The following is a 23519-nucleotide window of genomic DNA, read 5'->3' as shown; positions in this document are numbered from 1 at the left end:
GTAGCTCTGAAAGTTTAATTCTCGACGGCGGCAGCGGGCTTACGGTCCCGTGCCAGCCAGGAAACGATAATGGTTCCGATCACGGCAATACCTGTCGTCAGGAAGGCAATGGCCGGGACCAGCGGCAACAGGACGAACTGTACCAACAGCGCGATGGCCACGGCGATGATAGTGATCCGCAGCTGCTTGATCGTGAGGATCGCCTGGACGATGACCGCCCCCAACACCGACGGAAGGACGTAGAGCCGGGCAACGTCGATGACGTCGACCGGGATGATGCTGATCAACCAGGTACCAAGGATGCCGACGAACAGGGCCAGCGAGACCAGGTGGACTGCTGCGGCACCGCAGATGGCGGCGACGGCGGCGAAATCACCCCGGCGGGTGCCGGGCTTAGCGCCGATCCGGGTCTGCGCGACCAGGGCCGAAGGAAGCAGCTTGCTGGAGATATTGCCGATCATGAAGGCCTGGTACATGGCGGCAGGGCCGAGGATCGGGAAATAGGTGACCGGTTCGACGATCCAGATGATGGCGAACACGGCGGCCACGGCCGCAAAGGCGGTCCACAGCTGGGCCGCGCTGATGTCCAGGCCTGTGAAGAAGACCAGGTACAGCGGACCGGCCACCGAGAGGATGAGGCCCGCGATCATGGTCAGGCGTCCCCAACGGGACGTAGTGCGGTCGAATTCGGCAAGATCCGACTCGGCGTCGGCCGCTGTGATGGGGGTAGAGATGCTGGATGCAGACATTATGCGTTCCTTAAGAGCGTTCCGGTAGGGCGGCGGATCAGGCGACGGGGGTTCCGGCGGTGTGCGCCATGTAGGCCACCACAAGACCGGCGACGATGGCGAAACCCAGGCCCCATTCGCGCAGCCAGGCGCGCTTCCGGCTACGGCCGACTGCCGCGCACAGGCCCATGACGGCGGCGGACGTGAGCAGTGCATAGACGTGGATCATGGACTTGGGCACCTCGGCGACGCCCAAGGCGATGAACGCACCGAGCAGCGCGGCGCCGGGGACAATGGACATGGCCGCCGGGTTGACCTTGGCCAGCTTGGTACCGCCGCGCTTCATCAACGGAGTCAGGATCAGAGTGGCAAGCATCCACATCGCGCCGCCCATGCTCATGGCAAAGAAGGCGATGGCGAAGACGTTCTGGGTGTAAGTCGGTCCGCCGAGTTCGGCCCCGGCGCTACCGGCTGCGATGCTCGCCGCGCCGGTCTCGTAGGCGGCCGAGCCGATCAAGCCGATCCGGACCAGCACGGCAGGCGTACCAAAGACGGCCAGCAGCGCAATGGCCACCATGACGACGGCGAGGGACGGGCCGATGGCGGCAATCGCACCGGACCGAAAGGCGGTCTTGAGTTCCGGGCCGGTGATCTCGGCCGCCGGGGCGGCTTTGCGGGCGGCCTTCATATAGATGACGGACTGGATAAGGATCACGGCAAAGACGCCGGCTGCGCAGATCCACAGCACTGGCATGTTGGCGATGGCCAGAATGTCAGTGGATTCGCCGGCGGCGGAGACAATGCTGGAAGTTGTGGGTGACATGGTTCCTCAAGATGTGATGTGAGTCTCAACGGTTTCTCTTGGAACCACAATGCGGCTTTCAGCCTGTTCGAAGCAATAGCTGACGGAATCTGCCAAATCTCTGCCCTAATCCGTCACGAGGCCCTATCACCGAAGGCAGTGGCGGCTGATAGCGTCACCGGGATCGCGGTTTTGCTATTTCCCTGGTGTGAGGCGGCCACCGCGTTTGCGCGCATGCAGCAGCAGCGAGGTGCTGATCTGGGCAACGTCGGCGGTCCAGGCGCCGCTGCTGGTGAAGTCATACAGCGCCTGGTTGTTCGCCACGGTGACGTCCGCGAGGATCTGGTAGTCCCCGGTAATAGCTGCCACATACCGCGTCTCCGGCAGCGCGGCCAAGCGCTGTCCAAGGGTTTCGAGCTGGGCGGGGCTGGTTTTGATCCATAACAATGCCTCGACCGGCAGTCCCAGCGCTGCCGGTTCGACGAGGGCGCGCAGGTGCACGGTGTTGGTTTCCAGCAGCCATTCGGTGCGTCGCCGTGCCGTTGCCTCGGAGACTCCCACCCGTCGAGCAATGGCTTCGAAGGACGCCCGGCCGTCCTCGCACAGCACTGTGGCAATCTGCTCGTCCACCTTGGTCATCTCCGGGTATTCGCCGAACACTGCCGGATCCCTGAGCGGGACGGGCTGCAGTGCGGCACGTTGCTCAACCGTGAGCGGTCCAGGCTGCCAGGCCCGCAGAGTCTTGAAGTAGCGCAGGATCGGGTAGGTGTTGACGTGCTGGAGCCCGGCAATTCCGGGCAGCTCATCGGCCAGCGCCGAATGCAGCCGGTCCCGGTCGGTGAGGATCTCGGCCAGGCAGTCCGCAGTGCCCGTGACCATATAGACGAAGGAAGTATCCGCTCGTTGAGCCATCGCCTGGACGGCGACCCGCGCAGTCCCCGGGGCACAGCGCATTTCAACCAGTACCGGCGTCGGCCGCAGGCGGATCCCGAGCACGCCGACGATACCGGACTCGAGCAGTTCACTCCCCCGCCGGGCGACGGTCCGCTCGGGTTCCCTGAGGACCGAAGCGATTTTGCGCCAGGACGCGCGCGGGTCTACTTGAAGCGCCGTGACGATCTGCTGCTCCAGCACTGTCAGCTCGTGCACGTGCCTACTCCCATCCGCCACGGCCGGACAGAACCAGGGACAGACCAGCAGGGCTTCTAAGCATTCGTCCAGCTTACAAGCAGCGGGGACGCCTCACAGGTCCAGCAGCAGGCGCTTGCCCTTGCACCGGGAGACGCAGATCATCATGGTGTCTTGGGCCGCGCGCTCGTCATCGGAGAGCAGCGAGTCCCGGTGATCGATCTCGCCACCCAGCACGCCGGTCTCGCAGGTGCCGCAGATTCCTTCCCGGCAGGAGTTCGGCTGGTTGATCCCTGCAGACTCCAAAGCTTGCAGGATCGATTCGCCTGGCCCCACTGGGATCTCTGTTCCATCAGTCAGTTCCACTACAAAGGAAGAATTTCCGCTTTTCAACAAGGATGGGGATTCTCCACTGGCGGTGAACCTCTCGCAGTGGAAGCGTGCGGGATCCTCCCAACCGTCTGCGATGGACTGGAGCACGTTCAGCAGCGGCCCCGGCCCGCATGCATACACATGGGTGCCCGCATCGAGCCCGCCAAGCAGTTCGGCCAGCGGGTAGAGCCCGCTTTCGTCGTCGGCGTGGATTTCGACGTTCCCGCCGAGCGCCTGTATTTCCTCCAAGAACGCCATGGACTCACGGCTCCGGCCCAGGTACACCAGCCGCCAGGGCACTCCGCGTTCGGCTGCATCGCGGACCATCGGCAGCACCGGCGTGATGCCGATGCCACCGGCGATGAAAACATAGCCGGCCGCAGCCTCCAGCGCGAAGTTGTTGCGCGGCCCGCGGAGCTGGATCTTGGTGCCGGGCTTCAACTCGTCGTGGACATAGGCGGAGCCGCCGCGTCCTTCGGCTTCACGCAGCACTCCTAGACGCCACGCAGCCCGGTCCGCTGTCTTTGAGCAGAGCGAATACTGCCGCAGAATCCCGTTGGGCAGGAGGACATCCACATGGGATCCGGGTTTCCACTCCGGCAGCTCCTCCCCCAGCGGGTGTTCCAGCCGCAGCGAAACCACGCTGCTGGACTCCCGTTGGATCGAGCGGACCTCGACGTCGAAAAATTCTTCATTCATGATTCATTCACCATTGATAGTTCAGGCCGCGGCCGGTTCGGAGAGCACCGAGGCGAGGAAGGCCTTGGTGCGTTCGTTCTGCGGATTGGTGATGACCTCCCGGGCAGGTCCCTGCTCCACCACGTAGCCGTCGGCCATGAAGACCACCCGGTCGGCGACGTCGCGGGCAAAGTTCATCTCGTGCGTGACCACCACCATGGTCATGCCGGAGTTGGCCAGGTCCTTCATCACCTTCAGGACTTCGCCCACCAGTTCCGGGTCCAAGGCGGACGTCGGCTCGTCGAAGAGCATCAGTTGCGGCTCCATGCACAGGGCGCGGGCGATCGCCACCCGCTGCTGCTGGCCACCGGAGAGCTGGCGCGGATAGGACTGGGCCTTCTCGGCCAGCCCCACCTTCTCCAGCAGGGACATGGCCCGCGCCACTGCCTTGGCTTTCTTCTCCTTCCGCACCAGCCGCGGCGCCTCGATCAGGTTCTCCAGCACGGTCATGTGCGGAAACAGGTTGAACTGCTGGAAGACCATGCCGACTTCGGAACGGCTGCGGCAGACGTCGTTGTGGCTCTGCTCGTAGAGTTTGCTGCCCTTGAGGTCATAGCCGACAATCTTGCCGTTCACCCACATCCGGCCGCCGTCGACCGTTTCCAGATGGTTGATGCAGCGCAGGAACGTGCTCTTCCCGGATCCGGACGGGCCGATCAGGCAAACCACTTCGCCCGGCTGGACGTGCAGGTCGATGCCCTTCAGCACCTGGTTGGAGCCGAAGTTCTTGCAGATCGCGTCGGCTTTGACCATCGGTTCAACGTTGTGCGTAGCCGTCATTTTTTTCCGCCTTTCAGGGAGAGTGCGTCATGGGTGGCGAAAAACCTCTTCAGCTGCTGCAGCGGCGTCGGCGGCAGGTTCCGCTGGTTGCCGCGGGCAAACCGCCGCTCAAGGTAGTACTGGCCAACCGTCAGGATCGAAGTGATCAGCAGGTACCAGAGGCTGGCGACGATCAGCAGCGGCACGGTCTCGAAGGTCCGTGCGTAGATGATTTGGGCGGAATACAGCAGTTCCGGCACCGAGATCACACTGACCAACGCGGTAGTCTTGAGCATGCCGATGGTTTCGTTGCCCGTGGGCGGGATGATCACGCGCATTGCCTGCGGCAGCACCACCCGGCGCATGGTCTGCAGCCGGGTGATGCCCAAGGCCTCGGCCGCCTCCGTCTGCCCGTGGTCCACGGAGAGAATGCCGGCCCGGACGATCTCGGACATGTACGCGCCCTGGTTCAGGCCGAGCCCAAGGATTGCCGCTGTCATGGGTGTGATCAGCTGGTTTGCGTCCAACTGCACGCCGGGGATACCGAGCGTGATGACCGGGTACAGCGCCGCCAGGTTGAACCAGAACAGCAACTGCACCAGCACCGGTGTGCCCCGGAAGAAGTTCACGTAGGCGAAGGCGGCGCCGCGGACAATCGGATTGGCCGAGAGCCGCATGACTGCGAAGACCACGCCGAGCACGATGCCGATGGCCATGCTGATCGCCGTCAAACCAAGGGTGACGAGGATGCCGCGGCCAATGGATACATCGCGCAGATAGAGTCCGACGACGTCCCAGCCGAAGTTGGGGTTGGTGATCACGGAGCGCAGCAGCAGCCCCGCGATCACAATGATGACGACGGCGGACAGCCACCGGCCGGGGTGTTTGGCCTTCACAACGGTGTAGCCGTCGCCGGTGGCGGCTGCTTGCTCTGTTCGGGCGGTCACGGCAGTCATGCGGCGGATTCCCCTCCTCTACTTCTCGTCCAAGGCGTCGGAGGTCAGCAGGACAGAGTCCGGCATGCTCCACTTCTCGCCGATTTCCTGGTAGTAGTCGCTGTCGAGGATGCCACGGGCCGCCTCGGTCACCGCTGCCTGCAGCCCGGCGTCCTGACTGAGGGCGATGCCGGTGGGAATCGGATCATAGTCCTCGCCGGCGGCCAGTTCGAACTGACCTCCGGCTTCCTTGCCCTGGTAGGCCAGCGAGATGCTGTCCGCGACGACGGCGTCCACCCGGCCGGAGGTGAGCGCAAGGTTGGCATCTGTCTGGCCCGGGAAGTTCTGGATGTTGATCGGTTCCTTGCCGGCGTCCGCACATTCTTTGGAGAACGTGGGTAGGTAGTCCATCGACTGGATGGAGCCCTTCTGCCCGGCGATCTTCTTGCCGCACATACTCATTGGATCCATGGAGATGTTCTTGGGGTTTCCGGGAACGACGGCGACGCCGGAGCCGCCGTCGAGGTACTTCACGAAGTCGACAATCTTCTCGCGTTCCGGGGTGATAGAGAAGGCCGACATGGCCATGTCGTACTTTCCGGAGGCCAGGCCCGGCAGGATGGTATCGAACGTTGCCGGCACATGTTCGACTTCCAGGCCCAGGGCGGCGCCTATGGCGTCGGAGAAGTCGACGTCGTAGCCGATCATCGTCTTGTTGTCGGTGTCGTAGTACTCGAACGGAGCGTAGGTCGGGTCCGAGGCCACGCGCAGAGTTCCGGCGGCACGGATCTCCTCAGGCAGCAGGTCCCTGGCAGCCTCGTTGACGGCAACGGCTTCCGTGCCGGCAGCGGCCTCGGCCGGTGCCGCTGAACCGGCCGGCTCCGGTGCGGCCTGGGAAGCGTTGGTGCAGGCGCTCAGGGACAGGGCCAGCAGAACGGAGCCGGCCAGGATGGTTGAACGGGTGGCACGTTGACGGGAATGACGCATGGATTTTCCTTTCATGGTCCGGACCGCGTTGTCCGGTTATGGATATCCGGCATTGATCAGGAGACGATCAGTGCCTCGGTGCTTCAAGTTCAGGTGCTACATGCAGCAGGTAGTTGCCCAGCGCGACCAGTGCCGGCCGGCGCAGGATGGCAACGACGCCGTCCACCCGGGCCGTGTACTCCCGGGGGCCGCGCTCCAGGTCATCGATGGCATGGACCCGCGCAACGGGATCGCCCGCCCGGACCCGCTGGCCCAAGGCCACCAGCGGCTCGAAGATCCCCGCAGCGGTAGCCATGACCGGTGACTCGGGCACCAGCTCCAGCCAGGTCGGTTCGGCGGCCGTTCCTTCCGGCTGTACCTCGGTGCCGGGCTGCGCTGCCAGGATTCCCATGTGGGCCAGCAGGGAGCGCACACCGCGCCGCGCGTCAGCCAGGATGACCGGATCCACCGTGCCTCCGCCGCCGAGTTCCGTGGACAGTGCCAGCACGCCGGCGTCGTCGCCAGCGGTACTGAGCGAACCAGGTTCAAGGCGGGGCTGCACCACCATCACATAGGGCAGCCCCATGGCCCGCGTCGCGGAGACCTTCCGCTCCCACGTCTGCTGGTCCGGCCCGCGGTAGATGAACATGCTGGGAAGGTAGGTGGAGTTGGAACCGCCGGAGTGCAGATCAATAACGACGTCGGCCTCCGGCAGCAGCGTGGCCGCGATCAGGTCGGCAACCTGGTCCGTGGGACCGCTGCGCGCTTGTCCCGGATAGCTGCGGTTGAGGTTGCCGCCGTCGATCGGCGAAACCCTGGTGCCGGCCCGTACTGCCGGCGCATTTGCGGCGGGCACGATGACCACCGTGCCGTTCAGCTGCTCCGGTTGCAGTGAGCGGATCAGTTCATGCAGCACCACCTGGCCTTCGTATTCGTCCCCGTGGGTGCCGGCGACCAGCAACGCTGTCGGTCCCGTCCCGGAGGAAATGACCGCGACAGGCACCGGAATCAGCCCGTTGTCGTAGACATTGTCCGAATGGGACAGGCCGGCAAAGCCAAGCTGCTTGCCCGGCCGGCCCGGCTCGATCCCGTGCAGGGCCGTACCTGATGTACCCGACGTTCGCTGTAGGGCGTCAACGGCGCTGCCGGCGGTCATGGGACCCACCGCAGAACCTTGGTTTGCCTCGGGGCGAGGGTGATGACCTGGACTGCGGCATCGCCTTCGGCAAGCGAGAGTCTGATTGTCTCGGCATCCTCGCCTTCGACGATGAAAACATCGCCCGCACGGAGCCAGCGTTCCCAGGGTCCGTCCTCGGCCGCGACGAGAGCTTCGCCTACCAGCCCCGTCACCACCAGCTGCTCGCCGGCGCCGCGCTGCAGCACTCCCGTGTAACCGCCGGTGAAGCGGCGGCTTTCGGAGGAGATGTAGCTGGCATCGGCGTCGAGCGCTACTGCCGGTTCCGGTCCGGATTCATCCAACTCCACGGTCCAGCGCCACGGGTCTCCCCGCTCGGCTGAGTCCGGACAGGCCGCAAGAATCCTGGCGCCGGTTCCGGGTGCGGTCTCACCGCCCAATGCGTTGGCTCTAATCAGCATCCACATGCGGGCACCTACGCTGTCCTGGGAGCAACCGGCTCCCGGCGAACGGCCGGACCCGCCGCGGACTTCGCCTGCTGTTCCTTCTTCAGCAGTGCGCTGAGGATGCGCCGGGCCTTGGCAACGCCGCCGTCCTGGGCGATCAGCACGTCGAACTCGCCCTCGGGCCGAGTCTGCATCCCGATCTCCTGCGCCTCCAGCGCCGACGCGTCCTCATCCAGCACCGTGGCCAGGCCAACGCGCAGATCCTCGGTGGCTTGCTCATTGTTGACAGCGAAATTGCGGCTGAAGGCGTAGTAGTACCAGGAATTGTGCGCATCGATCGGGGTGATGCCGTTGAGGACCTTGATCAGGTAGCCGTCTTCGCGCGGCTTGCCCTCGCCGGTGATACCGGAGTGGAGGACATGGAGGTTCGGCACGAAGAACTCCGTGCAGTGGAAGCGGTCGAACAAGCCGCGGGCGTCCATCGTCTCGGCGTATAGCGGCGGAGCTTCCACCGAGGGCATCAGGCGGTCGACGCTGACCACGTTGCCCTCGACCTCCACCGTGATGCCGTGCTCGTAGATGTAGTCGTCGCCCACGGTGGTTTTGTGCAGGAAAGACTCGTGGGTCAGGTCCAGCAGGTTGTCATGGATCAGGTCCGCCCGGCACTTGAAGTTGTACGAATGCGTCACCGTGGCCCACTCCGGATCCACCATCCAGTGCGTGTCGGGCACGTCGGCGGGATCCGCCAATTCCGGGTCACCGGTCCAGACCCAGATCCAGCCGTCCTGCTCCACCACCGGATACTTGCGCACCTTTGCGCGTTCCGGGATCGACGACTGGGCCGGCACTTTCGTGCATATGCCATCGGGACCGTACGTGAAACCGTGGTAACCGCATTCCACCGAATCTCCGATGGTGCGGCCTTCCGACAGCGGGAAGGCACGGTGGGCACAGCGATCCGCCAGCGCGATGGCCTGGTTGTCCTGGGTGCGGAACAGGACGATGGGCTGTTCGCAGATGACCCGGCGAACGGGCTTGCGCGTCACTTCAGTGGACCACGCCGCTACGTACCAGGTGTTCAACACATACATTTTCTAGATCTCCTCGGTCAGGGTGTATACACTGTATTCAGAGCTTCCGTGTGAGGTCAACCACTTTTTCAAAAAGGTTTACGAATGGCGTCAGGAAGGGCCTATTCCCCATAGGTGTGCGGCGCGGATGGGCGACGGAATGACTTCATGCCAAGATGGATCAGACCCAAGGAGGACCGCCATGGCCGGAATGCCGAATGATGTGAGGCCTCTGGCCGTGCGCGTCTACGAACAAATCAGCGCCGACATCATCAGCGGCACTATCGAACCGGGTTCAGCGCTGGCCCAAGAGACGGTTGCGGCACAATACGGCGTCTCCCGGACCCCCGTCCGCGACGCCCTGACGCAGTTGACCCTTGAAGGACTGACCACGCTCGTTCCGGGCAAGGGCTATATCGTCAACCAGTTGGATGAGCGCGAGATCGAGAATGTCTACGAGGTCCGTTACGCGCTCGAATCCCTCGCAGTCCAACGGGCGGCCGGCGCCTATACGCCGCAGCAGCTGGTGCGGCTCAAGGGCCTCATCGATGAAACGGAAATCGTCGATCCAGAGGACAGCGCAGAACTCTTCAGGCTTGGGCGGGCGTTCCATTTAGCCTTGGTCGAGCCCTCCGGCAACGACTACCTGCGCGGCGTCATCACGTCGATCTGGAACCATCCCATCCAGCACCGCATCACCCTCACCTACCGCCAAGGCCCCGAACACCAGGCCAAGGTCATCCACGACCACCGCCGAATCCTCCAGGCACTCAGGGACCAGGACATTCCCCGCGCCGTCGAGGTCCTGGCACACTGCCACGATGTTAAGGACCCCAATCGTTTTGAGCCGATCGGCTAAAGCGAGCCTTCCGGCCCACCGGAGCGCGACGATCAGCGAAAACAACCCAAAGTGCCGCGATTCACATTCATTACCCCACTGTGTCCTGCCCGCTGACGTCCTACGCCGTTAGTGATGTAACTTTTGCTCAATCGCAATGTGCAAAATCCATGCGACCGCACATTGACGAATCGACCAAACTGTTCATTCAAAGATGAAAGAGGACACCCATGACGCAGTTGACCGTGGAACCAGCCGACGCCAAGGAGCAGCAGCCGCTGCTGAAGTCAGCTGGGCACGTCATTGTGGACACGCTGGTGGCACACGGGGTGAAGCGCACCTATGTGGTTCCCGGCGAGAGCTTCCTGGATGTCCTCGACGGCCTGCATGAGTCCGACATCGAGACCGTGGTCTGCCGCCACGAAGGCGGCGCCGCCTACATGGCCGAGGCCGATGGCAAGATGAACCAGGTGCCCGGCATCGCCATGGTCACCCGCGGTCCTGGAGCGGCCAACGCGCACGTCGGCCTGCACACGGCATGGCAGGACTCCACCCCGATGGTCCTCTTCGTCGGGCTGATTCCCTTCGAGCACCGGGACCGCGAGGCCTTCCAGGAGTTTGACATCAAGTCCTGGTTCGATACCGGCGCCAAGCGCGTCATGGTGCTGGACCACGCCGAGCGCGCGTCCGAAATCGTCGCCGAAGCCATGTTCGCAGCGATGAACGGACGCCCGGGCCCCGTCGTCGTTGGTCTGCCGGAAGACATCATCCGCGAGCAGATCGAGCCGACGCTGCACCCCGAAATCCCCGTGGCCCAGGGCGGCATGACCGTCACCGACTGGAAGGCACTGAAGTCCGCGCTCAAGGATGCCGAGAAGCCGCTTTTTGTTGTCGGCGGCAATGACTGGACCCAGGAGGGCGCGACGGCGCTGTCCAACTGGCTGGAAGACCACCATATTGCCGCCGCCGCCGAGTGGCGCTGCGAAGGCATTGTTCCCTTCGATTCGCCGTCCTACGTGGGTCCGATCGGCTATGGCCGGCCCAAGCCAACGTACGACCTGCTGGAGGAAACGGACCTGCTGATCTTCGTCGGCACCGTGCCCGGCGACGTCATCACCGACGGCTTCCTGGTCCGCCAGGACTGGTCGAAGAAGAACTTCCTCGTCACCATTGACCCGTCGCTGCGCGGCCGTTCCGGCGCAGTATCGCACCAGATCGTGGCGAAGCCGGATGTCTTTGTCCGCGACCTCGTGATGATGGACCTGCCGGTCAAGCCGGAATGGAAGACCTGGACCGAACGGATGCGCGCCGAGCAGGAGAAGTTCGCCGCCCTGCCGCCGGCCGAGCCCACGGCCGGCCAGGCCCGGATGGACACCCTGATGGCCAACATGGTCCGCGACCTGCCCGAAGACGCCATGGTCACGCTGGGCGCCGGCGAGCACACCAACTGGGCGCACCGCTACTTCCCCACCCAGCAGTACGCCTCGATGCTCAGCGCCCGCAACGGTTCCATGGGCTACTCGATCCCGTCCGCCATTGCCGCCTCGCTGGCGCACCCCGGACGCCGTGTGGTGACCATTGCCGGCGACGGCGAGTTCCTGATGAACGGCCAGGAGCTGGCCACGGCGGCACAGTACGGTGCCACGCCGCTGGTCATCGTGATGGACAACCAGGAATACGGCACCATCCGCACCCACCAGGAGCGGCACTACCCCGAGCGGATCTCCGGAACCCAGCTGAAGAACCCGGAGTTCGCGCTGATGGCCCAGGCCTTCGGTGGTTTCGGCATCAAGGTGGAGAACGACGCCGATGTGCCCGCCGCACTCGAAGCGGCCCTGAAGGCGATCGACGAGCAGAAGACCTTCGCACTCATCCACCTCGTGGTCGAGCAGCGGGTCCGCGCCTACTAAGCCCCGGCGCGGTCCGGCTTACGACGGCGGGCGGTCACCTTTTCGGTGACCGCCCGCAGCGTTTAACGGCTGGTAGCCAGGCTGGATCCGCCTACAGTTCCTGCAGCATGATCGGATCCGTGGTGGGCTGGGGTGATCCGCCGGCAGGTTCCACCGTGATGCCCAGATGGGTGGCACCGGAGACGCCTTCCAGCAGCCTCATGCTGGTCTGCCCTGCGGCGTCCGCCTGGATCAAGCCGGCGGGCTGGGCGCCCTCGTCCGAGATCAGCCAGAGTTCGTAGGTCCGGTCCTGCTCCAGCTGAGGGAGGTCGTGCGTGATCACTGCGCCCTTGTCAGCCTGCGCGGACAAGGCGATGGTCACCGCGGCGCCGTCCGGCATCCGGCCCGGAATCATCTTGGCGTCCGGCGCCGTCAGGACCGACATCACCTGGCTCTGCTGCTCGGCCAGCGCCTGCAGTCGCTGCTCGGTCCGTTCCTGGTCATTGGAAACGCCCACGGCCCAGCCGCCCAGCGCGGCGGTGGTTACCAACAAAACCCCGGCCGCGGCACTTAGCCAACGCACCGCCGTCGTACTTCTGGCCCTGGCACGGTCAGAACTGCGGCCGTTGCCGCTGACACGGGCCCTGCGACCGGTTCGGGCTTCTCCGCCCTCAAGCCGCTTGGTATCGAGGTCCGCGACCACCGCGTCCACGGGGAGCTGGCGGGTGTTGCGGATGGAGGCCATGACCTTGGATTTGAGTTCCGGCGGCGGGGCGACGGCGGGTGTGCCGTAGGCCAGCATGGCGGCGGTTTCGCTCAGTCCGCGGACTTCCTCGCGGGTGTCCACGGTGCCCAGGGTATGCCGTTCAAAGGCATCGCGTTCGTCGTCGTCCAGGGCGTTGAGGGCGTACGCGCCGGTCAACAGATGCAGCTGCTCGTCCATCACGCCACTCCCAACTTGTCCCTAAGGCGGATCATGCCATCGCGGATCCGCGTCTTTACTGTTCCCACCGGAATGTGCAGCATTGTGGCGACCTCCCGGTGGGTATGGCCGCCGTAGTAGGCCAGCGTGATCGCCTCGCGCTGGCTGTCCGTCAGGCTGGCGAGCGCCTTGTTCACGCGTTCGGATTCCAGCCGCAGTTCAACTGTATCCGCGACGTCGTCGTAGCTGGCTTGGTATTCCTTGGCCCCCTGGCGCAGGTCCCGGTCCATGCTGGCCTGGCTGGCCCGCACCCGGTCCACGGCCCGCCGGTGGGCGATCACCAGGATCCATGAGAGGGCCTTGCCGCGGTCCGCGTCGAACCGGGCGGCGTTCTGCCAGATTTCGACGAAGATTTCCTGCGTGACTTCCTCGCTTTGCGCCGGGTCCCTGACCACCCTGCGCACCAGCCCGAAGATGGTGGGCGACACCGAGTCATAGAGCGATTCGAACGCGGATTCGTCCCCCAGCGCTACGCGCCGGATGAGCTCCTCCTGTGTCGGCGGGGCGTCCGGCCCCACGGGGCGCAGCCATGGCAATCGCATGGCTTCAAGGTTCTCACGCCCGTCGGACACTCCGCACCTCCCTGGTTCCTGTGTCGGCCCTGCAATTTTTCCCGATGAACGACGGCGGCAGGCGGGCTGCCGCCGTCGTTCTCCCCCCTTCCGCTCCCCCCAGCGGAGTTTTGCGGCTACTTGGCCGGCGGCATCAGGACCGAATCGATCATGTAGACCGTGGCGTTGGCGGTCTGGACGCCGCCGCAGACAACGTTGGCGTCGTTGACCATCAACTCGTCGCCGCTGCCGCTGACCTCAAGGGACTCGCCCTGCACGGTGGTGTGCTCACCGACGATCTCGTCCGGGCTCAGCTGTCCTTCCACTACGTGGTAGGTCAGGATGGTGCTCAGCGTGGCGTCGTCGGTCTTGAGGGATTCTAGGGTTTCGGCGGGGATCGCGCCGAACGCGTCATCCACGGGTGCGAAGACGGTGAATTCGCCGCTGTTCAGCGTGTCCACCAGATCGACCTTGGGGTTCAGCTCGCCGGAGACGGCTGCGGTCAGCTGGGTGAGCATCGGGTTGTTGGAGGCGGCGACGGCAACCGGGTCCTGCGCCATGCCGGCCACGGATCCGGCGCCGTCCGGCACCGCGGCTGCGTAGTCGGCGCAGGCCGGGCCGACGAGGTTGGCGGCGGGATCCATCGCTTCGCCGGACTCCGGGGCCATGGACTCCTTTGCGGTCGCCTCGGCTCCGGTGGTTGATTCGGGAGCCGCGCCGGCGTTGTCCGCATCTTCGGATCCGCCGCCGCAGGCGGACAGGCCGAGGGTCGCCACTGCGATCATTCCGAGTGCTGCAAAGTTCCTGCTGCTGTTCTTCAACATGGCTTTTCTCCTTGAGGGTGGCGCGGCGGCTGCCGCCTCCTGTTCCGGAAGCAACGCTTCCGGGCTGTCATGATGTATTCGGAACCGCTGCCGGAATGGATTGGAAGTGTTCCGAAAAATCTTTGGGATCCGGTCAGGGCTCAACCGTGACGCTGATGGAATGCCAGCCCGAGGCGCCGTTCGGAATCGGATCCGCCCGCTCATCGGTCTGCAGTCCGTCCACCGCGTCGTAGGAGCGGACCCGCAGGTAGTGCTGCCCGGGCTCGGCCTGCCAGCTGAACGACCATTGGCGCCAGGTGTCCACCGTGGCTTCGGCGGCCAGCTCCGCTTCCTGCCAGCGTCCATCGTCCACCTGCACTTCCACCCGTTCAATGCCGCGCTGCTGTGCCCAGGCGGTGCCGCCGACGGCAACCTTTCCTGCCGGCACGCGTGCGAACGGCCGCGGGGCTTCGATCCGCGATGCTGTCTTGATGGGGGCGCGCTCCGACCAGCCGCGGTCCGTCCAGTAGGCGGTCTTGTCCTGGAACCTTGTGACCTCCAGATCCACCACCCACTTGGTGGCCGACACGAAGCCGTAGAGCCCGGGTACCACCATCCGCACGGGGAAACCGTGGTCCAGCGGCAGCGGTTCGCCGTTCATGCCGACCGCGAGCAACGCGTCCCGGCCATCCCGCAGCACCTCCAGCGGTGTCGAGGCACTGAAGCCGTCGACGCTGGTGGAGAGCACCATGTCCGAGCCTGGTAGCGGGCGGGCGCGTTCCAGTACCTTCGCCAGCGGATAGCCGAGCCACTTGGCGTTGCCAGCCAGGTCGCCACCGACGGGGTTGGAGACGCAGGTCAGCGTCACATAGGACTCCAGCAGTTCGGAATCCAGCAGCTCCTGGAATGACATGGTGAATTCCTCCTCCACCATGCCGTGCACGCGAAGCTGCCAGGTCTGCGGATCAACCCGGGGAACGGCCAGCGCCGTATCGATCCGGTAGAAGTCCGCATTGGGCGTGACGAAAGGGACCACGCCATCTACCGGCGCATGGACACCGGCCGGCAGCGGTTCTGCTTTCCGGAACGGCGAGGGCAGCCGGAGCGCCTTACGGAAATCCTCCACGCTGTTGCGCAGGCCGGCGAGCGCGGTGCCGCCGGCCCCCACGACTGCGGCGGTCACGGCGAGCAGACCCGCTGCGGCAAAGAAGGAACGCCTTGTGGGAGTGCCGGAGGCAGCGGGGGCGACCGTAACGTCCGGACCAGCTGCGGCAGTCGCCGTCCTGATTTCTCCTGCCTCAGGTATGCGTCGCTCCAGCAGCCGCAGCGAAGCGAGTCCGGCCAGGGTTCCTGCCGCCGTCGGGATTAGATCCAGGACACCAGCTCCCGCCCGGGTGATCACGGCAGTACCCACCACTGCGCCCAGCAGTATCACTGCCGCGGCACCCCACGTCCAGCGGCGCCGGGCGAGCAGTCCGACCAGGCAGGCCAGTACTGCCGTGACCACGCCCATCGCGATGAACAGGACGGTCTTGTCCGCCGTGCCGAAGGTTTCGACGGCAAAATTCTTCAGCCAGGTCGGAGTGAAGTCGATAAACGCAGCGCCGAGAGCGACCAGCGGCGAAGCGGCCGGACGGAACCAGACGCCGGCCAGCTGGGCGACTCCCAGCAGCACTCCGGCCGAAACCAGTCCGGCGAGCGCTGCGGTCAGGACAGACAACGGGATTCTCTTGAGCTTCTTCACACCCGGTATTCGTAGCCGCCGGCCAAAAGTATTGGCCGGATTTTCAAAGAAGGTCCAAACCGCCCGCGCGTCTGCTCCGAATACTGGACAGGCGAGTCCACACGACTACTACGTGGCCGTCGAGAAGCAAGTCCATCAGAGAGGAAGAGCATCATGACTACGTCAGATCAAACCAGCATCCGTGGTGGCAGGCGGACCAGCGTTCAGACAGTAACTTTGGCCGTCGGTGCGGTCTTCCTGCTGGTCGGGATCCTGGGCTTCGTTCCGGGCATTACCAGCGGGGTCGATCAGCTCAGTTTCGCCGGTCACCAGTCCGGTGCCATGCTGCTGGGACTGTTCCAGGTCTCCATCCTGCATAACATCGTGCACCTGCTTTTCGGCGTCGTCGGTCTGGCGCTGTCGCGCAGCTGGACCGGTTCCCGGAGCTACCTCGTCTGGGGTGGAGCCATCTACCTAGTGCTGTGGATCTACGGGCTGGTTATCGGGCACGAGTCCCCGGCCAACTTCGTCCCGCTGAACACGGCCGATAACTGGCTGCACTTTGTCCTCGGTATCGCCATGCTCGGCCTCGGTCTCCTGCTGGGACGTGGGCACACGGCAGCCAAGGCCTGAAACGGAACAAAGGACTGTCACAGCTTCTTCATAGGTTGGCCGCCTAAGGTCCTACTCATAGCCCCGCATGGGGAAATACGCGAGCAGGGCCAGACAGCATTTCTGGCTGCAGGGAGCGGACGGCTATGACAGCTAAAGACGGCGTCTTTGCCACCAGAACCCCGCCGGGAACGACGGGGAATCTGATGACGGACCACCTGGTTCCGGGTATCCCGGACACCCTCCTGGGCGGCCGTTACCGAGTGGGTCCGGTCATCGGGATCGGCGGCATGAGTACGGTTTATCGTGCCGTTGACGAAGTCCTTGGCCGTGAGGTGGCCCTCAAGGTTTACCGTCCGGACCCCGTTGACCCGGAACGCCTCCGGTGGCACCAGGAAGAAATCGCGACGCTGGCCCGGCTGAACCACCCGGGCCTCGTCACGCTTTACGACGCCGGCAGCTCCCCTTTCGACGGCGGGACGGTGTCCTGGCTGGTTATGGAACTCATCCCGGGGGTGGACCTCGGACGCTACCTCGACGCCGGTCCGCTGGATTATCTGGAAACCGCCCGGCTCGGCGCCGAACTGGCTTCCGCCCTGCATTACATCCACCGGCGCAACATCGTCCACCGGGATGTGAAGCCGGGCAACATCGTGATGGCCCGCTACTTTGACGATGAAGCTCCCCACCCCAAGCTGGCTGATTTCGGCATTGCCAGAATGATCAACGGAACGCCGCTGGCCTCTTCCGGGACCACTTTGGGCACCGCCGGCTATCTCAGTCCCGAACAGGTGACCGGCGCTGCGGTTGGTGCTCCTTCGGACGTCTACTCTCTTGGCCTGGTGCTGCTGCAGTGCCTTACTGGCGAACTGGAGTACCCCGGCCCGCCCCTGGCATCGGCAAGAGCCAGGCTGGTACGCCCGCCACGAATACCGAAGAACCTCGGCCCGGTTCTGGCCGGACTGCTTGAAGCCATGACGGCTAAGGATCCGCGGCATCGGCCCGTTGCGGTCGAGGCCGCCCAGGCCCTGCGCAAGGTTTCCGGCAGCGAGGCACCCTCCGCCGGAGCTGGTTCCGGTGCCGTTGCCGCTGCCATGCCGTCGGCCGCCACCCGCCTCGGCGCCGAACCGCCGACAGCACACCTTGCCCTGCCCGTCCTGAAGACGAGCCTAATGACCAATGCCACCCAAGGCCTGCCCTGGCGGGAGCTGCCGGAAAGGCCGGCCCGGCAACCGGCTCCAGTCAATGGGCTTGAGCGATCGGCGCGGGCCGGCTCCACGGTCGTCCGCACCCGCGGCAAACGAAAGCCGCCCATGCTCCAACTCGGCCTTGCGGCAGCGGCCCTGCTCCTCTTGGTTGCGGCTCTGATCTTCGGCGCCGTGATCGCCACCTCCGGGAGGTCCATACCCGCGCAAACGCCCGCTCCGGCAGTGCCCGCGGAACTGGACGAGCATCTGCAGCAACTCGAAGAAAGCCTCACACCATGAACCGGCCGGCAGCCCTCACCCGAACGCTTCTGGCCGGCGTAGCCGCCACGGCACTGCTGGCAGGCTGCGCGCAGCAGGAGGATGCAGCCGCAACTGCCCTCGATATATTGCAGGAACGGGTCGGCACCATCAGGCAGCTTGCGTCAGAACAGAACCTTTCCACGGCCCTGGACGAAGTTGACCTGCTGGACAGCGACTTGGACAAGGCGGCCGCGAATGGGCATATCGCCGCGGAGATGCAGCAGGAAGCTGCGAAGGCGTTGGCCCAAGTCCGCAACGATCTGGAGGCGCTGGCCGGGGAAACCGTCCAGCCGGACGTGGCCCAAATCCCGGAAGCTCCGGCCCGCGAGGACACCTTCTCCAATGATGGGGAAGACTGGCGGAACTCCGAGGACAATGTGGACCGGGAACACTGGGACAACGATGACGGCCGGCACAGTTGGGATGACGAAGTCCACGATCGCTGGGAAGACCAACAGGACGAGTCCTGGGATCAATGGGAGGACCAGCAAGACGAAGCCTGGGACCAGCGGGAAGACGAACGAGACGACTCAGATGACGGACACCACTGACGCACACCTAACCCCTGGTTAGCAGTCCGACGGAACGAAGCCGAGCCGCTTGTCCACCACATTGGCCAGCGGTTTCCCCTGCCGCCAGGCATGGAAATTGCTCTCAAACTGCGCGGCCAGTTCGTCCAGCCAGTTCTGCGAATCACCGGACATATGCGGAGTGACGAGGACGTTGTCCAACTGCCACAGCTCGTGGTCTTGGGGCAACGGCTCGGTTTCGAAGACGTCAAGCACGGCGCCGCCCAACCGCCTAGCCTGCAGAGCCTGGACCAGCGCGTCCTGGTCCACCAGCTTGCCCCGGCCCACATTGACCAGCACGGCAGAGGACTTCATCGCTTCCAGGACTGTCCGGCTGACCATCCGCTCTGTCGCCGTCGTCAGCGGGGCGGCGAGCACCACGTAGTCATAGCCACCGGCGACCTTGGCAAAGTCCGCACTGGCGTGCACCGTGCCGAAGTCGCGATCCCCGGCCCTGGCGGTGCGGCCCATGCCATCGACGTCCATTCCGACGGCGCGCAGGAGCCGGGCGGTACAACGGCCGATGCTTCCGGTACCTGCTACCAGCACCCGCGCACCGGCAACCTCCGTTGTCGGCCAGCTTTTCCAGTGCTGCCGGCGCTGCCGCTCCCCGGCCAGTCCGAAGCCCTTGGCAAAATGCAGGATGCCGCCCAGGACGAACTCCGCCATCGGCCGGTCGAAGATACCGCGGGCGTTCGTGACCACCACGTCCGATTCGACGAGCTCCGGAAAGAGCAGCTTGTCTACACCGGCCGCCGGCACGTGGATCCACTTCAGCGCGTCCGCGTTCGGCCACACATCCTGCAGTCCCTCAGCGAAAAAGTCCCACATGTACAGCACGTCCGCCCCGTTCAGCGCGGATCCCAGGCCCGCGATGTCCGTGATCCTGAGCTCCGCGTGCTCCTGCAGCTTCTCCAGTCCGATGACGGGCCGGTCCCCTGCCAGGACGGTAACTATGGGCTTTGCGTTCATCCATCCAATCTAATTGACGGACGACGGCGGCCGCTCACCCTTCTCGGGTGAGCGGCCGCCGTCGTTGTTCCCGGCGTTCGCTACGGGAGGCCAGCACAGTGACTGGCCCGGCGGGCCACTGACGTTGGCTCCCCTATCCAGCGCGGCCGGTTCATGGCAAAGTGGCGCCATGAGCGAAGATCTGCGGATGCCCGACGCCGGCAATCCGACCCTCCGGTTGGGCTCGGACGAATGCTGGGAACTTCTCGCGGGCACGACGCTGGGCAGGCTGGCGGTCAGCTACCGCAACGAGCCGGACGTCATTCCGGTCAACTTCTGGGCCGCGGAAAAGAACATTCTGCTGCATGGCTCCGAATATGTCAGGGACATTGTCCGCCGGGCCGAGCACCAGGTAGTGCTGGAGGCGGACGGGCGCAGCGGTTCATCGGTCTGGAGCGTGATGGCGAAGGGCACGCTCCGCGAGCTGACCGGTCCGGCTGAGATTGCGGCGGTCGAGCGCCGGAAGCTCAGGCCCTGGACCCTCACGCGGAGGGTGCTGTATTTGGAACTGGAACCATCGGAACTCACGGGGCGGCGCATCGCCGTCGGGCCTGAAAACAATGACTGAGCCAGCTTGGCCTGCCGAAAGGAAGTACCCATGACCCGGCGCTCCAATGGCCCACCGCCAACCATCCATGCGGAGGAGGCCTCAGGCGGCAGCGCTCCATCCGCCGGTCTTCCCGCCATTCCTGACCAGGACAATCCCGTCATCGAGCTGACCGAGGACGAGTGTTGGGACCTGCTGATCGGCACGATGCTGGGCCGGCTGGCGGTCAGCGTGGCAGACAAGCCGGAGCTGTACCCGGTCAATTTCCTGGCCCACGACCGCCGGATCCTGATCCGCACCATGCAGGGCACCAAGCTGGTTTCGATGGCCATCAATAACAAGGTGGCACTGGAGGCGGACGGCCGCTCCCTCCACTCCGTCTGGAGCGTGGTGGTCAAAGGCACCGCCCGTGAGCTCATTACCGAAGCAGAAATAACGACGGCGGAGCAACTGTCCCTGCGGCCGTGGACAGCGTCGGTGAAGACAACCTACGTGGAAATCGCGCCCTCGCAGATCAGGGGCCGACGGATTGCGCTGGCGGACGAGTTCAAGCTGGAGCGCTGAGCCTTGATTGCGTGACACGGTGATTGTACGTTTTGTACATGTCTGCTCGCCTGCATTGGAGCGAAACGATAGACAAGGCGTCACGAGAGCCCGTGTCCAATACCCGGCATGGACGAGAAGCTGTAGTCCTCATGAATGCCGAGCTTGCTGAACGTGCATTGGAAGCGCTGGAAGATGCAGAGGATCTCAAAGCCGCGCGCGAAGCCCGCGCCGAGGGGGGTCCATCCCTTGGGAAGACGCCAAAGCAGACCTCGGGCTTGAGTGACCAGAACGTATCAGGTCACGCTGACCCATGCCGCGGAGAGGTCGCTTCGGAAGCTTGATGCAAAGGCCAGAATCCGGGTTGCCGCAGCCATAGAACTGCTCCAACACAACCCTCGGCCGCCTGCAGCGAAACGGCTGGTCGGCGGCAGCGGCGCATACCGCATATGCACCGGCGATTACCGCATCATTTACGAGATCACAGACGGCGCTTTGGTCATCCTCGTTCTCGGGGTCGGCCATCGTCGGGAAATCTACCGGTAGGAGCTGGCGGCAGTACGCTGTTGTCCACGCTTCGGCCGCGATTCAAGGGAGGCAGTAAATGCTCAGCCTGAAGAACATTGACCTGGACATGCTGACCACGGCGATGGAGAACGCCAGTTATGAAATGCAGTGGTGGCTGGATCCGGACACGGGCGGGCTGGAGTTGACCGGCGACATGGTGGACGAGGGCCTGTTACCGGAGCAACTGGAGGAACGCGGCTATGTGGCTGTGGAAATGGCCGACTCGCACCGGGGCTACCGGGATATGGAGGACTTCATCGCCACTCTCGAGGACGAGAAGGCGCGCGCCGCCCTGTTCCACGCCATCGAAAGGAAGCGTCCGTTCCGCCACTTTAAGGACGCGCTGTACGGCTACCCCCAGGTCCAGGAAGACTGGTACGCCTTCCACGAAAAGCGCATGCGCCACCACGCCGTCACTTGGCTCCTGTCCAAGGGAATTATCGACGAGCAGGAAGCCCGCAGGGAGTTAGGCGAGGACTCCTGAGCTCCTTGCGCACTGAGGCATAACCGGCACGGACAGCGGAGGCTGGGGCGGTCGATTTTAGGGTGGCCGTTTTTGTAGCCGCGGGCCGCTTAGGCAGGTACAAATGATGCATGACGACATCGCCCCTCGTGCTCGGCCCGATGATGCGGTACGTGGACCAGACGACCGCGAGCATCTGGGTGGAAACGCGGGACGCCGCGCGGGTTGCTGTCCGGGCTGGCGGGCAATCGTGGGAAGCGCGGACTTTTGCCGTGCACCACCACCACTATGCGCTCGTGGAAGTAGCCGGCCTGGAGCCGGGCAGCGTCACTCCCTACACAGTGGAGATCGACGGCGAAGAAGTCTGGCCGGCAACGGGAGCCGAATTCCCGCCGTCGTGCATTGCGACGCTGAAGCCGGACAAACCGCTGCGGCTGGAATTCGGCACCTGCCGCACCAGCGTCCCGCACGATAAGAACGGCAACCGCACCCACGGCGTCGATTCGATGCGCGCCTACGCGCTGGAAATGGCCAAGGGCGGCGACGTGTCCTGGCCGGATCTGCTGCTGTTCCTGGGCGACCAGGTCTACGCGGATTCCACCAGCGACCAGATGCAGGAGTTCATCAAGGCCCGCCGCGACATGAGCGAGCCGCCCGGCGAGGAGCTCAAGGATTACGAGGAGTACGCGCACCTTTACTCCCTCGCGTGGTCGGACGAGGCCAACCGGTGGCTGCTCTCGACCCTGCCGAGCGCCATGATTTTCGACGACCATGACATCCGCGACGATTGGAATGCCTCGCTGACCTGGAAGCAGCAGATGCAGGAGACCTCGTGGTGGCACGGGAGGATCGTGTCCGGGCTCGCCTCGTACTGGGTCTACCAGCACCTGGGCAATCTTTCTCCGCAGCAAAGGGCCGACGACGTCGTTTGGCGGCTGATTGCGAAGCATCGCGGCGAGGAGGAACTGGATCTGAGCGAGGCGCTGGATGCCTTTGCGGAGAAGGCGGACCATTATCCTGAGAGCTACCGGTGGAGTTTCTCGCGAGATATCGGCGGCGTGCGGCTGATCGTGCTGGACTCCCGCGCGGCTCGGGTGCTGGAGCCCGAACACCGTTCGCTACTGGACGGCAAGGAAATGGCGTGGCTGGACGGCCGGCTGCAGGGCGGCTTCCGGCATGTACTGGTGGCAACCTCGCTGCCGTTCCTGCTGCCCACCGGGCTGCACCATCTCGAGTCCTGGAACGAGGCGCTCTCCGAAGGCGTCTGGGGCAAGCCCGCGGCGAAGCTCGGGGAGAAACTGCGCCAGGCCATCGACCTGGAACACTGGGGCGCGTTCCAGAAGAGCTTCCAGGAGGTGGCGGCCATGGTGCTGGAGGTGGCCGACGGTCAGCGCGGGCCGGCACCGGAAACCGTTACGTTCCTGTCCGGCGACGTGCACTTCTCCTACGTCGCCGAGGTCCAGCGGCCCGCCGGCAGCCGGATTGTGCAGGCGGTCTGCTCGCCGATCCGCAATCCCCTGCCACGGCTGATCCGCTCGTTCACCGCCATCATGTCCTACGGCGTCGCCGGTCCGGTGGGCGCCCTGATGGCGAGGTCGGCGAAGGTTCCGGATCCGCCGTTCCGCTGGGAGACGATCAAGGGGCCGTGGTTCGACAACAACCTGGCCGGCCTCGAAGACTCTCCGGACGGGCTGAAGTTCTGGTGGCAGACCGGCATCGTCGAGAATGGGGACCACGACCGTCCGCGGGTGCAGGAGGTCGCCGCCGTGACCCTGCCGCCGCGCGGGGCCTAAGCCGGGCAGTGCGGGGAAACCCCCGATTCCATCTGTCGAAG

26 protein-coding genes are annotated in these 23519 nt (G+C 64.7%); 11 read left to right on the top strand and 15 right to left on the bottom strand.

Annotated elements, in window-relative coordinates; translation table 11 throughout:
* Window positions 1–14: 14 nt before the first annotated feature.
* The 10 genes from AC20117_RS12750 to AC20117_RS12705 form a co-directional block, all read right to left on the bottom strand.
* Window positions 15–749, bottom strand: a complete 735-nt coding sequence (locus tag AC20117_RS12750; protein ID WP_074699414.1) for a hypothetical protein — start codon at window positions 747–749, stop codon at window positions 15–17.
* 37 nt (window positions 750–786) lie between these two features.
* Complete coding sequence (locus AC20117_RS12745) at window positions 787–1551, bottom strand: DUF5058 family protein (RefSeq protein WP_074699415.1); 765 nt, start codon at window positions 1549–1551, stop codon at window positions 787–789.
* A 174-nt stretch (window positions 1552–1725) separates the two neighbouring features.
* Window positions 1726–2679, bottom strand: a complete 954-nt coding sequence (locus AC20117_RS12740; protein WP_074699416.1) for an Lrp/AsnC family transcriptional regulator — start codon at window positions 2677–2679, stop codon at window positions 1726–1728.
* A gap of 93 nt (window positions 2680–2772) precedes the next feature.
* Window positions 2773–3729 carry a PDR/VanB family oxidoreductase gene (locus tag AC20117_RS12735; protein ID WP_074699417.1) on the bottom strand — a complete coding sequence of 319 codons (957 nt, stop codon included), beginning with the start codon at window positions 3727–3729 and terminating at the stop codon, window positions 2773–2775.
* A 21-nt stretch (window positions 3730–3750) separates the two neighbouring features.
* Complete coding sequence (locus AC20117_RS12730) at window positions 3751–4548, bottom strand: amino acid ABC transporter ATP-binding protein (RefSeq protein ID WP_074699418.1); 798 nt, start codon at window positions 4546–4548, stop codon at window positions 3751–3753.
* Window positions 4545–5483 (bottom strand): amino acid ABC transporter permease, encoded by a 939-nt coding sequence (locus AC20117_RS12725; protein ID WP_074699419.1) that lies wholly within the window; start codon window positions 5481–5483, stop codon window positions 4545–4547. The genes AC20117_RS12730 and AC20117_RS12725 overlap by 4 nt, the downstream gene beginning before the upstream one ends.
* An 18-nt stretch (window positions 5484–5501) precedes the next feature.
* Window positions 5502–6449: an ABC transporter substrate-binding protein gene (locus AC20117_RS12720; protein WP_074699420.1), complete on the bottom strand. Its 948-nt coding sequence runs from the start codon at window positions 6447–6449 to the stop codon at window positions 5502–5504.
* A gap of 67 nt (window positions 6450–6516) precedes the next feature.
* Window positions 6517–7584: a succinylglutamate desuccinylase/aspartoacylase family protein gene (locus AC20117_RS12715; RefSeq protein WP_083339569.1), complete on the bottom strand. Its 1068-nt coding sequence runs from the start codon at window positions 7582–7584 to the stop codon at window positions 6517–6519.
* Window positions 7581–8030: a hypothetical protein gene (locus tag AC20117_RS12710; RefSeq protein WP_074699421.1), complete on the bottom strand. Its 450-nt coding sequence runs from the start codon at window positions 8028–8030 to the stop codon at window positions 7581–7583. The genes AC20117_RS12715 and AC20117_RS12710 overlap by 4 nt, the downstream gene beginning before the upstream one ends.
* Before the next feature lie 8 nt (window positions 8031–8038).
* Window positions 8039–9100: an aromatic ring-hydroxylating dioxygenase subunit alpha gene (locus AC20117_RS12705; protein WP_074699422.1), complete on the bottom strand. Its 1062-nt coding sequence runs from the start codon at window positions 9098–9100 to the stop codon at window positions 8039–8041.
* A gap of 181 nt (window positions 9101–9281) precedes the next feature.
* Here AC20117_RS12705 and AC20117_RS12700 point away from each other — a divergent pair, with 181 nt between their 5' ends.
* Window positions 9282–9938, top strand: coding sequence for a GntR family transcriptional regulator (locus tag AC20117_RS12700; protein WP_074699423.1), 657 nt, complete (start codon window positions 9282–9284; stop codon window positions 9936–9938).
* Between the two features lie 209 nt (window positions 9939–10147).
* Window positions 10148–11827 (top strand): thiamine pyrophosphate-dependent enzyme, encoded by a 1680-nt coding sequence (locus AC20117_RS12695; protein WP_074699424.1) that lies wholly within the window; start codon window positions 10148–10150, stop codon window positions 11825–11827.
* Between the two features lie 91 nt (window positions 11828–11918).
* On the opposite strand, the gene AC20117_RS12690 is transcribed toward AC20117_RS12695, so the two are convergent.
* The 4 genes from AC20117_RS12690 to AC20117_RS12675 form a co-directional block, all read right to left on the bottom strand.
* A complete protein-coding gene (locus AC20117_RS12690; protein WP_074699425.1) occupies window positions 11919–12749 on the bottom strand; it encodes an anti-sigma factor in 831 nt (276 codons plus the stop codon).
* Complete coding sequence (gene sigK, locus AC20117_RS12685) at window positions 12749–13330, bottom strand: ECF RNA polymerase sigma factor SigK (protein WP_074702956.1); 582 nt, start codon at window positions 13328–13330, stop codon at window positions 12749–12751. Before sigK ends, AC20117_RS12690 begins: the two co-directional genes overlap by 1 nt.
* A 146-nt stretch (window positions 13331–13476) precedes the next feature.
* Window positions 13477–14163, bottom strand: a complete 687-nt coding sequence (locus tag AC20117_RS12680) for a fasciclin domain-containing protein (RefSeq protein ID WP_074699426.1) — start codon at window positions 14161–14163, stop codon at window positions 13477–13479.
* Between the two features lie 133 nt (window positions 14164–14296).
* Entirely contained in the window at window positions 14297–15886 is a 1590-nt protein-coding gene (locus AC20117_RS12675; protein ID WP_074699427.1) for a molybdopterin-dependent oxidoreductase, read from the bottom strand.
* Between the two features lie 153 nt (window positions 15887–16039).
* On the opposite strand from AC20117_RS12675, the gene AC20117_RS12670 reads away from it, so the two are divergent.
* From AC20117_RS12670 to AC20117_RS12660, 3 genes are all read left to right on the top strand, one after another.
* Entirely contained in the window at window positions 16040–16498 is a 459-nt protein-coding gene (locus AC20117_RS12670) for a DUF4383 domain-containing protein (protein ID WP_074699428.1), read from the top strand.
* Between the two features lie 125 nt (window positions 16499–16623).
* Complete coding sequence (locus AC20117_RS12665) at window positions 16624–17964, top strand: serine/threonine-protein kinase (RefSeq protein WP_083339570.1); 1341 nt, start codon at window positions 16624–16626, stop codon at window positions 17962–17964.
* Entirely contained in the window at window positions 17961–18536 is a 576-nt protein-coding gene (locus AC20117_RS12660) for a hypothetical protein (protein WP_074699429.1), read from the top strand. Before AC20117_RS12665 ends, AC20117_RS12660 begins: the two co-directional genes overlap by 4 nt.
* 18 nt (window positions 18537–18554) lie before the next feature.
* Here AC20117_RS12660 and AC20117_RS12655 read toward each other — a convergent pair whose 3' ends face one another.
* Window positions 18555–19526, bottom strand: a complete 972-nt coding sequence (locus AC20117_RS12655) for a D-2-hydroxyacid dehydrogenase (RefSeq protein ID WP_074699430.1) — start codon at window positions 19524–19526, stop codon at window positions 18555–18557.
* A gap of 169 nt (window positions 19527–19695) precedes the next feature.
* Between AC20117_RS12655 and AC20117_RS12650 the strand changes: the two genes are divergently transcribed.
* The 6 genes from AC20117_RS12650 to AC20117_RS12625 all read left to right on the top strand — a co-directional run bounded on the left by AC20117_RS12650 (window position 19696) and on the right by AC20117_RS12625 (window position 23478).
* Complete coding sequence (locus AC20117_RS12650; RefSeq protein ID WP_083339571.1) at window positions 19696–20133, top strand: pyridoxamine 5'-phosphate oxidase family protein; 438 nt, start codon at window positions 19696–19698, stop codon at window positions 20131–20133.
* Between the two features lie 30 nt (window positions 20134–20163).
* On the top strand, window positions 20164–20676 hold the full coding sequence (locus tag AC20117_RS12645; RefSeq protein ID WP_083339572.1) for a pyridoxamine 5'-phosphate oxidase family protein: 513 nt from the start codon (window positions 20164–20166) through the stop codon (window positions 20674–20676).
* A 38-nt stretch (window positions 20677–20714) separates the two neighbouring features.
* Entirely contained in the window at window positions 20715–20999 is a 285-nt protein-coding gene (locus AC20117_RS24330; RefSeq protein WP_101632722.1) for a type II toxin-antitoxin system Phd/YefM family antitoxin, read from the top strand.
* On the top strand, window positions 20938–21201 hold the full coding sequence (locus AC20117_RS12635; RefSeq protein WP_074699432.1) for a type II toxin-antitoxin system RelE family toxin: 264 nt from the start codon (window positions 20938–20940) through the stop codon (window positions 21199–21201). Before AC20117_RS24330 ends, AC20117_RS12635 begins: the two co-directional genes overlap by 62 nt.
* 58 nt (window positions 21202–21259) lie before the next feature.
* Window positions 21260–21706, top strand: a complete 447-nt coding sequence (locus AC20117_RS12630) for a UPF0158 family protein (protein WP_074699433.1) — start codon at window positions 21260–21262, stop codon at window positions 21704–21706.
* A 110-nt stretch (window positions 21707–21816) separates the two neighbouring features.
* Window positions 21817–23478 carry an alkaline phosphatase D family protein gene (locus AC20117_RS12625; protein WP_074699434.1) on the top strand — a complete coding sequence of 554 codons (1662 nt, stop codon included), beginning with the start codon at window positions 21817–21819 and terminating at the stop codon, window positions 23476–23478.
* Window positions 23479–23519 lie beyond the last annotated feature (41 nt).

Origin of the sequence: Arthrobacter crystallopoietes, assembly GCF_002849715.1 — a bacterium.
Classification (GTDB): domain Bacteria; phylum Actinomycetota; class Actinomycetes; order Actinomycetales; family Micrococcaceae; genus Crystallibacter; species Crystallibacter crystallopoietes.
The sequence above is the reverse complement of the archived record's forward strand: the minus strand, read 5'-3'. Positions and strand labels throughout refer to the sequence as shown.

What these genes read in the sequence shown, in the direction of transcription:
- AC20117_RS24330 (WP_101632722.1), top strand. Translation starts at nt 20,715, where the DNA reads ATGTCTGCTCGCCTGCATTGGAGCGAAACGATAGACAAGGCGTCACGA.
- AC20117_RS12745 (WP_074699415.1), bottom strand. Translation starts at nt 1,551, where the DNA reads ATGTCACCCACAACTTCCAGCATTGTCTCCGCCGCCGGCGAATCCACT.
- AC20117_RS12695 (WP_074699424.1), top strand. Translation starts at nt 10,148, where the DNA reads ATGACGCAGTTGACCGTGGAACCAGCCGACGCCAAGGAGCAGCAGCCG.
- AC20117_RS12625 (WP_074699434.1), top strand. Translation starts at nt 21,817, where the DNA reads ATGACGACATCGCCCCTCGTGCTCGGCCCGATGATGCGGTACGTGGAC.
- AC20117_RS12670 (WP_074699428.1), top strand. Translation starts at nt 16,040, where the DNA reads ATGACTACGTCAGATCAAACCAGCATCCGTGGTGGCAGGCGGACCAGC.
- AC20117_RS12680 (WP_074699426.1), bottom strand. Translation starts at nt 14,163, where the DNA reads ATGTTGAAGAACAGCAGCAGGAACTTTGCAGCACTCGGAATGATCGCA.
- AC20117_RS12735 (WP_074699417.1), bottom strand. Translation starts at nt 3,729, where the DNA reads ATGAATGAAGAATTTTTCGACGTCGAGGTCCGCTCGATCCAACGGGAG.
- AC20117_RS12665 (WP_083339570.1), top strand. Translation starts at nt 16,624, where the DNA reads ATGACAGCTAAAGACGGCGTCTTTGCCACCAGAACCCCGCCGGGAACG.
- AC20117_RS12645 (WP_083339572.1), top strand. Translation starts at nt 20,164, where the DNA reads ATGACCCGGCGCTCCAATGGCCCACCGCCAACCATCCATGCGGAGGAG.
- AC20117_RS12650 (WP_083339571.1), top strand. Translation starts at nt 19,696, where the DNA reads ATGAGCGAAGATCTGCGGATGCCCGACGCCGGCAATCCGACCCTCCGG.
- sigK (WP_074702956.1), bottom strand. Translation starts at nt 13,330, where the DNA reads ATGCGATTGCCATGGCTGCGCCCCGTGGGGCCGGACGCCCCGCCGACA.
- AC20117_RS12630 (WP_074699433.1), top strand. Translation starts at nt 21,260, where the DNA reads ATGCTCAGCCTGAAGAACATTGACCTGGACATGCTGACCACGGCGATG.
- AC20117_RS12710 (WP_074699421.1), bottom strand. Translation starts at nt 8,030, where the DNA reads ATGTGGATGCTGATTAGAGCCAACGCATTGGGCGGTGAGACCGCACCC.
- AC20117_RS12660 (WP_074699429.1), top strand. Translation starts at nt 17,961, where the DNA reads ATGAACCGGCCGGCAGCCCTCACCCGAACGCTTCTGGCCGGCGTAGCC.
- AC20117_RS12700 (WP_074699423.1), top strand. Translation starts at nt 9,282, where the DNA reads ATGGCCGGAATGCCGAATGATGTGAGGCCTCTGGCCGTGCGCGTCTAC.
- AC20117_RS12655 (WP_074699430.1), bottom strand. Translation starts at nt 19,526, where the DNA reads ATGAACGCAAAGCCCATAGTTACCGTCCTGGCAGGGGACCGGCCCGTC.
- AC20117_RS12690 (WP_074699425.1), bottom strand. Translation starts at nt 12,749, where the DNA reads ATGGACGAGCAGCTGCATCTGTTGACCGGCGCGTACGCCCTCAACGCC.
- AC20117_RS12715 (WP_083339569.1), bottom strand. Translation starts at nt 7,584, where the DNA reads ATGACCGCCGGCAGCGCCGTTGACGCCCTACAGCGAACGTCGGGTACA.
- AC20117_RS12705 (WP_074699422.1), bottom strand. Translation starts at nt 9,100, where the DNA reads ATGTATGTGTTGAACACCTGGTACGTAGCGGCGTGGTCCACTGAAGTG.
- AC20117_RS12720 (WP_074699420.1), bottom strand. Translation starts at nt 6,449, where the DNA reads ATGCGTCATTCCCGTCAACGTGCCACCCGTTCAACCATCCTGGCCGGC.
- AC20117_RS12730 (WP_074699418.1), bottom strand. Translation starts at nt 4,548, where the DNA reads ATGACGGCTACGCACAACGTTGAACCGATGGTCAAAGCCGACGCGATC.
- AC20117_RS12750 (WP_074699414.1), bottom strand. Translation starts at nt 749, where the DNA reads ATGTCTGCATCCAGCATCTCTACCCCCATCACAGCGGCCGACGCCGAG.
- AC20117_RS12725 (WP_074699419.1), bottom strand. Translation starts at nt 5,483, where the DNA reads ATGACTGCCGTGACCGCCCGAACAGAGCAAGCAGCCGCCACCGGCGAC.